General features: G+C 57.8%; 6 protein-coding genes and 2 rRNA genes (1 of these 8 only partly in view). 3 read left to right on the forward strand and 5 right to left on the reverse strand.

Features of this window, described 5'->3' with window-relative positions; all coding sequences use genetic code 11:
* Window positions 1–77: 77 nt before the first annotated feature.
* From mksB to mksF, 3 genes are read left to right on the forward strand one after another with little or no spacing between them, the layout of a single operon-like run.
* On the forward strand, window positions 78–1,355 hold the full coding sequence (gene mksB / locus AC3IUA_RS26715) for an Mks condensin complex protein MksB (protein ID WP_489357818.1): 1,278 nt from the start codon (window positions 78–80) through the stop codon (window positions 1,353–1,355).
* A complete protein-coding gene (gene mksE / locus AC3IUA_RS26720) occupies window positions 1,345–2,058 on the forward strand; it encodes an Mks condensin complex protein MksE (protein ID WP_489357819.1) in 714 nt (237 codons plus the stop codon). The genes mksB and mksE overlap by 11 nt, the downstream gene beginning before the upstream one ends.
* Complete coding sequence (gene mksF, locus AC3IUA_RS26725) at window positions 2,055–4,895, forward strand: Mks condensin complex protein MksF (protein WP_489357820.1); 2,841 nt, start codon at window positions 2,055–2,057, stop codon at window positions 4,893–4,895. Before mksE ends, mksF begins: the two co-directional genes overlap by 4 nt.
* Before the next feature lie 135 nt (window positions 4,896–5,030).
* Here mksF and AC3IUA_RS26730 read toward each other — a convergent pair whose 3' ends face one another.
* The 5 genes from AC3IUA_RS26730 to AC3IUA_RS26750 all read right to left on the reverse strand — a co-directional run.
* Entirely contained in the window at window positions 5,031–7,334 is a 2,304-nt protein-coding gene (locus tag AC3IUA_RS26730) for a PqiB family protein (RefSeq protein ID WP_489357821.1), read from the reverse strand.
* Window positions 7,327–7,950 carry a paraquat-inducible protein A gene (locus AC3IUA_RS26735; protein WP_489357822.1) on the reverse strand — a complete coding sequence of 208 codons (624 nt, stop codon included), beginning with the start codon at window positions 7,948–7,950 and terminating at the stop codon, window positions 7,327–7,329. The genes AC3IUA_RS26730 and AC3IUA_RS26735 overlap by 8 nt, the downstream gene beginning before the upstream one ends.
* Entirely contained in the window at window positions 7,937–8,596 is a 660-nt protein-coding gene (locus AC3IUA_RS26740; protein ID WP_489357823.1) for a paraquat-inducible protein A, read from the reverse strand. The genes AC3IUA_RS26735 and AC3IUA_RS26740 overlap by 14 nt, the downstream gene beginning before the upstream one ends.
* Before the next feature lie 161 nt (window positions 8,597–8,757).
* Window positions 8,758–8,873, reverse strand: a 5S ribosomal RNA gene (gene rrf, locus AC3IUA_RS26745).
* A gap of 163 nt (window positions 8,874–9,036) precedes the next feature.
* Window positions 9,037–10,842: ribosomal RNA gene (locus AC3IUA_RS26750) — 23S ribosomal RNA — on the reverse strand (it continues 1,086 nt past the right edge of the window).

A 10,842-nucleotide genomic window follows, 5' to 3' on the forward strand; every position in this document is an offset into this window, starting at 1 on the left:
AGAGACCGGGGGTGAATCGCAGGCCCTGCGATGCAGTACAATCGCGGCTTTTAATCGTCAACCAGCCGGCCTCTCCGATGATCGAACCCAAGCGTGTCTTGCGCGCCCTCGCCGAACACTGGGCACTCCTGGAGCCTCTGTGCGAGCACTTCGACCAAGGCACTTTGAGCCTCAACGAACTGCGTTCACAGCTGGGCGCCCAGCAATTGGACAGCACGCCACAGGACATCACCAGCCTGCTGGACGTATGGATCCGCCTGGATATTCTGGTTCCGGTGGCCAAAAGCCCGAACCGTTTCGAGTTGAATGCCCAGATCCACGACTTCCTCGCGTACTTGCGGCGCGAGCATCGTCTGGGCCTGTGCCTGGAAATCGAAGCCTATCTGCGCCATCTGGAGCGGCTGGCCGGTTATATCCAGGATGCCTTCGACATCCGTGACGGCAGTGATCTGGCACGCCAGCTGCGGTTGCTGGATATGCGCGTAAGGGATGTCCTGAAAAAACTCGCCAACGACGAGCAGGCCCTGGTGGCGGTCGCCGAGCGGGCCAAGACCAGCGACCGGCAGATCCCGCTGCGCCAGCGCTACGCCGAGGTGCTGGCGACCTGGGACGAATACGTCGAACCCATGATCCAGCTGGTCAACGCTGACGGAGCGTTCGAGCAAGGCGTGCGTAAAGTCGAGAACGTGCTGCTGCGCATGCTCAGCGAACAGCAGCGCCTCGGTCACCTGGTCGACGATGACATGCTGTTGCGCACTCACGCACGCATTCTCGAAATGCAGACCAGCGCCCAGCTGACCCTGCGTCATGCCCGGGAACTGCTGCTGCCACTACGCGAAGAAGCCCGCCGCCATAACGCCGTGACCCGGGGTGCCGCACTGGCGCTGGCGGCCATCCGGCGCAAGGGCATCGATGCGGTGCCGCACGCGGCAATGCCGATGTTCACCCGGCCGCAAAGTACCTTCCTCGGCAGTGCCAGCCAGGTCGAGGCCTACGTGTATGCCCTGGCGCGCTTCGAGCCGAAACCGGCGCGCTTCCCCAAGGCCCACAAGACTCAAAATGGTGAGGCCCCACGCGCGCCGCGCACCGTTCGGGAAATGCTCGAACGCTGCGAAGACGCCCTGCCGATGCCGGATCTGATGACCTGGCTGCTGGAACAGGAACCGGACGGCGCCACCGACGAATTGCTCTACTGGTTCTCGCGCCTGTCGCGGGAGAAACGCTTCAAGCGCGAACGTCTCGAACGTCGCGATTACCACACTCACGAGCACCAGGTCAGCCTGCGCTCCTTCGCCCTGCTCTCCGCCCGCGATGACGCGACCGAGAATTCTGCGAGCACTCCCCATGCATCTTGATCTTTCCGAACTGTCCCAGCTCGCGCCGATCTTTCGCGAGCTGTTCAAGGGTTACCACGTCAGCCGCCGCGACCCGGAGCTGTACGCGCAACTATCGAACTTCCAGGACCAGTACCGCACGCTGTTCAAGGCGCTGGGCTTCGAGCTGGTCTGCGATACCCGTGGTTTCTACTACTTCGTTCCGGACCTGGCCGCCGCGGCGGTGAACAAGACCGCGCAACGTCTGGCGCTGTTCACCTTCATTATCGTCGAGCATCTGGCGGATCAGGGTCGCGACCCGGTTGCCGTGCTCGACGGCGGCAGCCTTGGCCGCGATGAGTTGCCATCATTGCTGGAAAAATACCGCGACCTGTTCATTCAGGCCGAAGTGCAGACCCAGGAAGAGCTGGAAGAAAAGATCATGCGCCGCATGACCCAGCTGGGATTCGCCAGTGAGGAAAACGGCATCTACCGTTTCCTGCCGCCGATGCACCGCTTCCTCGATGTTTGCCTGTCAGTCCAGCAAGACCGGGATTTGGCTGCGAGCCTGCACAGCGTGCTGCCATTGCCGACACCGGTGCTGATCGATGACGACAGCGACGAAAAACTGCTGGAAACCGATGATCCGCTGGATCTGACCGAATTCAAGGTGCAGAGCGCTGAAGAAAGCGAAGAAGAAGCTCTGGCTCGCGCCATTGCCGCTGAACAGGAGATCGACGCATGAGCCAGGAACGCTACGGCATTCGCCGCTTCGCCCTGCTGAACACCGCCGGTTACAGCCTCGGGTTGTTTCCGCTGGAGCACCCGTTGTCGGTATACGGCGCGAACAACCTCGGCAAATCCGCCTCGATCAATGCCTTGCAGTTCCCGATCCTGGCGCGCATGTCGGACATGAGTTTCGGCAAGTACAGCCTGGAACAATCGCGGCGCTTCTACTTTGCTTCGGACACCAGCTACATCCTGGTCGAAGTCTGCCTGCCCCACGGCACCCACGTAATCGGCGTGGTCGGTCGCGGCCCGGGAGGCGGCTTCGGTCACCAGTTCTTTGCTTATGCCGGCAAACTCGACCTGGCGCATTACCAGAAAGACGACACCTGCCTGCGACAGAAAGAACTGTTCAACAATCTCGAGCGCCAGGGCCTGAAAGCCTACGAGCTCAAGCCCGAAGAACTGCGTCGGTTGCTGGTCGGCGGTCACACATCGATTCCGCTGGACCTGACCCTGATTCCGCTGCGCTCCACCAGCGAACAGAGCCTGAAGACCTTCCGCGCCTTGTTCATCAACTTGCTGCACATGCGCGAAATCACCGCGGCCAAGCTCAAACAGCTGTTCCTTGATGCCTTCGAGCACAGCCTGCGGTCCGGCAGCGTCGACTACATTGCTGCCTGCGAAGAAGCCTTCCGCGATGTCCGGCGGATGGAGCAGGATTACAACTCGCTGGTCACCGCCGGTCCCCTGGTCGAAGCCTTGGCCGCCGGGGTCACCCAGCGCAATTTCCTGCGCGGTAAGTTGCATCGTCTGTCGCCGCTGCTCGACTCCTTGCTCGGCACCTGGTCGGACTACGCCGGTGCGCGCAAGGAAGAGCTGCTGATTCAATCCGAGCATTACCGCAACGAACAGGACGCCCTGCAAAACGACCAACGCAGCAGTACTCAAGAACTGATGCGTCTGGAGCGGGAAATCAGCGGCATCCAGCGCTGGCTCGGTGAACTGTCGGTGCTCAAGCATCGCTTTGCCCTGGTCGATGATGTCAAAGTCCTCGAACAGCAGCTGCTGGCCGCCAAAGACGCTCACGATGAACTGGCCGGTGCTCTTGCACAGTCCCGGCAGTTCAGCGCAGAAGACCTTGAAGAGCGTCTGCGGGATCTGGAAAAACGCCTGAAGTCGGTCAAGCAGCAACTCGATCATGCCGACAACAACAGTTACGCCCGCCTGCGCGAAGAATTCTCACAACAGGACGTCGAACGCCTGATGCGCCTTTTCAACAGCGCGCTGTTCAGCTTGCCGCTGGGCGAGCACGGCATCGAGCTGGACGAGAATGGCCAGTGGGTCAAATCCATGGAGCTGATTCTCGATGGCTTCAAGGGCGAGCGTTTCGAAGTACCGGGCCTGTCCATCGATCTGTCGCACATCGAGCCACCGGCGCTGCAAGCCCTGGCCGACCGCGCGGCGCTGCGGGATCAGAAGGAGCGCCTGGAAAAAGAACTCAAGCAGCTTAAGACACAGCAAGCCGTTGCGGCGGACCGCGCGGCCAGCAAGACCCAGACCGAGGCGCTGTATCAGCAAGTGCTGGATGCGCAGAAAGCCCTGGAAGACTTCCGTCGCTCACAAACCCTGAGCGCCGAGGAAGACGACAAGCTTGAGCAACTGGCTCAGATGGAAGGGGCTCAGGATGAACTGAAGCGCTCCAGCGACGCTTTCACCGAACGCGTCCAGCAACTGTCGGCCAAGTTGCAACTGGTCGGTCGGCAGCTCGGTGACATGGAAGCCAAGCAACGCACGCTCGATGATGCCCTGCGTCGCCGTCAGCTGTTACCGGCCGACCTGCCGTTTGGTACGCCGTTCATGGACCCGGTCGACGATTCCATGGACAACCTGCTGCCGCTGCTCAATGACTATCAGGACAGCTGGCAAGGTTTGCTGCGCAGCGATGGGCAAATTGAAGCGCTGTACGCTCAGGTTCGCCTCAAGGGCGTGGCCAAGTTTGACAGCGAAGACGATATGGAGCGTCGCCTGCAACTGCTGATCAATGCCTACGCGCACCGTACCGACGAAGCCCTGACCCTGGGCAAGGCGCGCCGCGCGGCGGTCACCGATATCGCCCGGACCCTGCGCAACATTCGTAGCGACTACGACAGCCTTGAACATCAGTTGGCCCTGTTCAACCGCGAGATCAACAAGCGCCAGGTGTCCAACCTGCAGAGCTTTCGCATTGTCCTGGCGCCGAACAAGGAAGCCCTCAAGCATATCGACCAGATCATCCACAGCGCCGGCCAGTATGAAGAAGGCGAAACCCTCTCGGTGTTCGACCTGAGCCAAAGCGCCGATCAGGACAACAAGAACGAAGAAGCCAAGGAGTACCTGGCGCGCCTGGTGGCGGCGAACCATAACCAGCTGGGTCTCAAGGACCTGTTCGAACTGGCGTTCGAGATCACCAAGGTCAACGGCCAGCCGGTTATCCACACCGACATCGATGGCGCCGCATCCAACGGCACGACCATGACTATCAAGGCGCTGACCAACATGTATTTGTTGCTGCACTTGATGGATCGCGATCAGGCCGGGCGCGTCCGTCTGCCGTATTACCTCGACGAGGCGGCAGACATCGACGAGAAGAACCAGGCCGCGCTGCTGGAAACCAGCCTGCAACTGGGCTTCGTGCCGATTCTGGCCAGTGTGAAGCCACAGGTCTGCGCCCATGTCGCCATCGACCTGGAAGGCGGCAGCGGGCCGAACGGGATCTACATCGATGAGGCGGACTGGAAATACATCCGTCGGCATGACGAGGTGAAGGCTGCTATCAAGGTGGAATCGACCGAGCCGGAACTGGACGAGGCTTAATCGCCTGGCGCAGAAACGAAAAGGCCGCGATCCATTGGATCGCGGCCTTTTTCATGTGAGTGTCAAAAGATCGTCCGAACGCGGCCCGAGCCATCGGCAGCTCCTACGCATTGGGGCAATGCCCCCTATCATTTTTTATTTACCAATGGAGATCTTCGGTGCCCAGCCCAGCCACTCTTCCTCGAATTTGTCGAACAACGGGAAAGTGTGCTCCGCTCGAACCGGGTTACCCATGCGTTCGCCGTCCGGCGTGGCAAAGGCGATGCCGCCCTGGATCAAGGTCTCCAGGGATTCGGTACGCACCGTCGCGCCCTTGAACAGGCCGATATCCAGGCCAAAACCGCTGGTGTTCCAGAATCGGCTACCGCTACGGACCAATGGCGCGTACTTCGGCTCGATCAGGATATGAATCAGCACCCGATCCGCGGTCTGACCCAACTCATAAGCGGTGACTTTACCCACCGTGATTTCTCGGTAGGTTACCGGCACACCGGCCTTCAGCGATCCCCGGCGAGCGGCGCTCAGCACCAGGCTCAGGCCCGCCTCGGAAACCGCCGATTCCGGTGGCTGAGCCAGTGCGACAAAGTTCTTTTGCGGACCGAGGTTTTTCGTCGCTGGCTGAACTTCCAGGTATTGCCCGGTGACCAGTGTTTCAAGGTTGGAGGTCTTGATCAGGCCCAGTTCCGGCTTGACCACCCAGAACTGGCTACCCGCACGGGCTATGCGCTCAGGAACCTCGGTGATACGCGCTGTCAGCAATACCGATTGCAAATCATCGCTGAGATCGACGTCCTCGACCTTGCCGACATCCAGCCCTTTGTAGCGAATCGGCGTGCCACTGCGCAAACCATCGGCGCGGTCGACCCTGATCGAAATCACTGCCCCCTTCTGCGCCGCCTCTTCATGGTTGGCGAACAGACGGAAGCGCGGAATACGCTTGCTCAAGGGTACATTCGTTTCCGGAGTTTCGAAGGCAATGCCTCCAGCCATCAAGCTTTGCAGCGATTCACTTTTGACTTGAATACCGCCAGTCAAGCCACCCGACAAGGTGACACCACTTGCATTCCAGAAACGCGAGGAGCCGTTGACCAGCCCTTCATATTCTTTCTCGATGTGCACACCGATGACCAACTGCTTACGGGTGCGCGAGAACTGATAACTCTGCACCGAACCGACTTTGACCTGCTTATAGAGAACCGGACTGCCAACCTCCAGTGAACCCAGGTTCTCGGTGAGCAGCACCATGTGCAAGCCAGGGGAGCGCAAGTCCAGCGGCGGAGCCTTGGCGCGGGCCTCGAACTCACGTTGCGGTGCCCCGCCCTTGTCACCCGGCCGGATCGCTATGTAGTTACCTTTGACCAAGGCTTCCAGACCGGTGATACCCGCCAACGAAATGGACGGCTTGACCACCCAGAACTGGGTGCCTTCTACCAGGTAATCCTCGGCCAGTGGATCAAGCGTCAACTCGGCGCTGGCGCTGGACAGATCGGGATCGACTTTCATGGCTTTCAGGCTACCGACCTGAATCCCCTTGTACATCACCGGTGTGCGACCGGCCTGCAAGCCTTCGAAATCACTGAGTTTGACCTTGATCCGGATACCGGCCTGGGCTGCGTCAAAGTCTTCATAGAGGCGAAACGGCAGGCTCGGATCAGTAGGCGGACTGTCTTTGCGGTTTTCTGGAGTGGCGAACGCAATGCCACCGGCCACGATGCTGGCCAGAGACTCGCTGCGCACTTTGACACCGGACAGGTTGGCATCGATGCTGATCCCGCTGGCATTCCAGAAACGCGTATGTTTGCGCACCAGCTTGGCGTAGGTCGGCTCGATATAGACTTTGATTTCGACAGTGTTCTGATCTTCGGACAACAGGTAGCTTTTAACCTGCCCTACCTGGATCTGCTTGTAGAACACCGGGCTGCCGCGATTCAGCGAACCCAGGCGATCTGCCTTGACGGTCAGGTGCAAGCCCGGCAACGAGTCCGATAACGGCGGCTCTTGCGCCAGGGCCTTGAACTTGCGGGTCGATTCACCCTCACCCGGGCTGACTGCGATGTAATTACCCGACACCAGCGTTTCGAGCCCGGTTATCCCGGCCAGGGTCACGCTCGGCTTGACCAGCCAGAAACGCGTGCTGGTCCTCAGGTAAGGTTCGACATCCTTGTTCATTTCGACTGTAGCGATCACGCCCTTATTGTTGCCCTCGTCGTCGAGGGCCAGGGCTTTGACCTTGCCGACCGGCATGCCTTTGTAGACCACCTCGGTCTTGTTTACCTGAATGCCTTCGCCACTTTCAAAGCGAACCTGGATTTTGATACCGGTCTCGTTGTAGGCACGCCAGCCCAGCCAGCCGCCGATCACCAGGGCGATCAGGGGCAGCACCCAGATGGCCGACCAGTTGGAAGCCGGTCGAGTTTTAGCGTTAGGCAAATCAGTCATGGTCGTCGTCCGACTCCGTGTTATCCCAAATCAGTCGGGGATCGAAAGTTACTGCAGCAAGCATTGTCAAAATCACCACACTGGAAAAAGCCACCGCGCCGAGATTCGCCTCGATACTGGCGAGCCGGCCAAAATTTACCAACGCCACCAGAATGGCGATCACGAAGATATCCAGCATTGACCAACGGCCAATGAATTCGATGAATCGATACATCATGATGCGCTGGCGGGCCGACAGCGGCTGATGGCGTTGCACCGAAAACAACAGCAAAGCGATACCGACCAACTTGAAGGTGGGGACCAGGATGCTCGCGATAAACACCACCGCGGCGATCGGAAACATACCGTGCTGAACCAGCTCGATCACCCCCGACATAATGGTGCTGGGAGCGCCCTGACCTAAAGAACTGACCGTCATGATCGGCAACAGGTTCGCCGGAATATAGAGGATCGCGGCAGTCACCAGCAGCGCCCAGGTGCGCATCAAGCTGTTCGGGCGACGCGCATGAACCAGCGCGCCACAGCGCGTACAGGTCTGCTCATCGCTGTCCGGTTCCTGCCTGTTCAGCTCATGGCATTCCATACAAATCAGAATGCCCGCATCAATCGCCCGCATGGACATCCTCTCCTGACAACGCTTGCCAGATTTGATGGGGCGACATCACCACCTCCAGACAGACCTGAACCAATAGCAAACCGACAAAGCACACCAGGCCGAGACCGACTGTGACTGCGGCCATGTCCGCCAATTTGACGATGGAAACCAGGACCCCCATCAAATAGACCTCGAGCATCCCCCAATCACGTAAATGGTGATAAATGCGATAGAGCAGCAAGCCGTAGCTGCGACCCCGGTTCCAGCGAATACTCAGCAACACGACCAACTGGCAGATCAGTTTGAGCAGCGGAATCCCCATGCTGCAAAGAAACACCACGACCGCCACGCCTTGCATACCGGTATTGAATAAAGCGATCACGCCGCTCCAGACCGTATCTTGCGACGACTGTCCGAGTAGATTGAGCTGCATGATGGGTAAAAAGTTCGCGGGGACATACAACAGCAAGGCGGCGATGACCAAAGCCAGGCTGCGATCCACGACGTTGTGCCGATGAGCGTACAACTCATAACCACAGCGCGGACATTGGGCTTTCTCACCGTGAGCGAGGTCTGGCTTGCGCATCAGCAAATCACACTCATGGCACGCCACCAAGTCGTCCAGCGGTAAATCTGACACCTCCAGGGTATCAACCGGATCTGGCATAAAAGGCTCTGGCTCGGAAAATGTTGGGGCTATTCTAGTGTTCTGGCTCGAAAATAACTGTGCAAAATTGTTTTGCAACACTCTTGTCGCTTGACACCGGTAAATCGCGCACAAAAACAAAACCCCTACCTGCATACGCAGATAGGGGTTTTGGAATTTAATCTTGACGATGACCTACTCTCACATGGGGAAACCCCACACTACCATCGGCGATGCATCGTTTCACTGCTGAGTTCGGGATGGGATCAGGTGGTTCCAATGCTCTATGGTCGTCAAGAAATTCGGTAGCCGGGTCGTCTTCTCTTGCGAGATCACGCTCCAGCGAATGGGTATGTAATAGATTTGTGCTGCTTTTGTGAGTGCTGCAAACTTTCGACTGTTGCGTCTTCACACACCGCAATCTGGCGCCCTTTCGAGTCAGCAAATTGCTTGGGTGTTATATGGTCAAGCCTCACGGGCAATTAGTATTGGTTAGCTCAACGCCTCACAGCGCTTACACACCCAACCTATCAACGTCGTAGTCTTCGACGGCCCTTCAGGGGACTCAAGGTCCCAGTGAGATCTCATCTTGAGGCTAGTTTCCCGCTTAGATGCTTTCAGCGGTTATCTATTCCGAACATAGCTACCCGGCAATGCCACTGGCGTGACAACCGGAACACCAGAGGTTCGTCCACTCCGGTCCTCTCGTACTAGGAGCAGCCCCTCTCAAATCTCAAACGTCCACGGCAGATAGGGACCGAACTGTCTCACGACGTTCTAAACCCAGCTCGCGTACCACTTTAAATGGCGAACAGCCATACCCTTGGGACCGGCTTCAGCCCCAGGATGTGATGAGCCGACATCGAGGTGCCAAACACCGCCGTCGATATGAACTCTTGGGCGGTATCAGCCTGTTATCCCCGGAGTACCTTTTATCCGTTGAGCGATGGCCCTTCCATACAGAACCACCGGATCACTAAGACCTACTTTCGTACCTGCTCGACGTGTCTGTCTCGCAGTCAAGCGCGCTTTTGCCTTTATACTCTACGACCGATTTCCGACCGGTCTGAGCGCACCTTCGTACTCCTCCGTTACTCTTTAGGAGGAGACCGCCCCAGTCAAACTACCCACCATACACTGTCCTCGATCCGGATAACGGACCTGAGTTAGAACCTCAAAGTTGCCAGGGTGGTATTTCAAGGTTGGCTCCACGCAGACTGGCGTCCACGCTTCAAAGCCTCCCACCTATCCTACACAAGCAAATTCAAAGTCCAGTGCAAAGCTATAGTAAAGGTTCACGGGGTCTTTCCGTCTAGCCGCGGATACACTGCATCTTCACAGCGATTTCAATTTCACTGAGTCTCGGGTGGAGACAGCGCCGCCATCGTTACGCCATTCGTGCAGGTCGGAACTTACCCGACAAGGAATTTCGCTACCTTAGGACCGTTATAGTTACGGCCGCCGTTTACCGGGGCTTCGATCAAGAGCTTCGCGTTAGCTAACCCCATCAATTAACCTTCCGGCACCGGGCAGGCGTCACACCCTATACGTCCACTTTCGTGTTTGCAGAGTGCTGTGTTTTTAATAAACAGTCGCAGCGGCCTGGTATCTTCGACCGGCATGAGCTTACGGAGCAAGTCCTTCACCCTCACCGGCGCACCTTCTCCCGAAGTTACGGTGCCATTTTGCCTAGTTCCTTCACCCGAGTTCTCTCAAGCGCCTTGGTATTCTCTACCCAACCACCTGTGTCGGTTTGGGGTACGGTTCCTGGTTACCTGAAGCTTAGAAGCTTTTCTTGGAAGCATGGCATCAACCACTTCGCTAACTAAAAGTTAGCTCGTCATCAGCTCTCGGCCTTAAGATCCCGGATTTACCTAAGATCTCAGCCTACCACCTTAAACTTGGACAACCAACGCCAAGCTGGCCTAGCCTTCTCCGTCCCTCCATCGCAATAACCAGAAGTACAGGAATATTAACCTGTTTTCCATCGACTACGCTTTTCAGCCTCGCCTTAGGGACCGACTAACCCTGCGTCGATTAACGTTGCGCAGGAAACCTTGGTCTTTCGGCGTGGGTGTTTTTCACACCCATTATCGTTACTCATGTCAGCATTCGCACTTCTGATACCTCCAGCAAGCTTCTCAACTCACCTTCACAGGCTTACAGAACGCTCCTCTACCGCATCACCTAAGTGATACCCGTAGCTTCGGTGTATGGTTTGAGCCCCGTTACATCTTCCGCGCAGGCCGACTCGACTAGTGAGCTAT

It is taken from the genome of Pseudomonas sp. KH_050, assembly GCF_057838875.1.

Coding starts and splice junctions, on each gene's coding strand:
- mksB (WP_489357818.1), top strand. CDS start 78: ATGATCGAACCCAAGCGTGTCTTGCGCGCCCTCGCCGAACACTGGGCA.
- mksE (WP_489357819.1), top strand. CDS start 1,345: ATGCATCTTGATCTTTCCGAACTGTCCCAGCTCGCGCCGATCTTTCGC.
- mksF (WP_489357820.1), top strand. CDS start 2,055: ATGAGCCAGGAACGCTACGGCATTCGCCGCTTCGCCCTGCTGAACACC.
- AC3IUA_RS26730 (WP_489357821.1), bottom strand. CDS start 7,334: ATGACTGATTTGCCTAACGCTAAAACTCGACCGGCTTCCAACTGGTCG.
- AC3IUA_RS26735 (WP_489357822.1), bottom strand. CDS start 7,950: ATGCGGGCGATTGATGCGGGCATTCTGATTTGTATGGAATGCCATGAG.
- AC3IUA_RS26740 (WP_489357823.1), bottom strand. CDS start 8,596: ATGCCAGATCCGGTTGATACCCTGGAGGTGTCAGATTTACCGCTGGAC.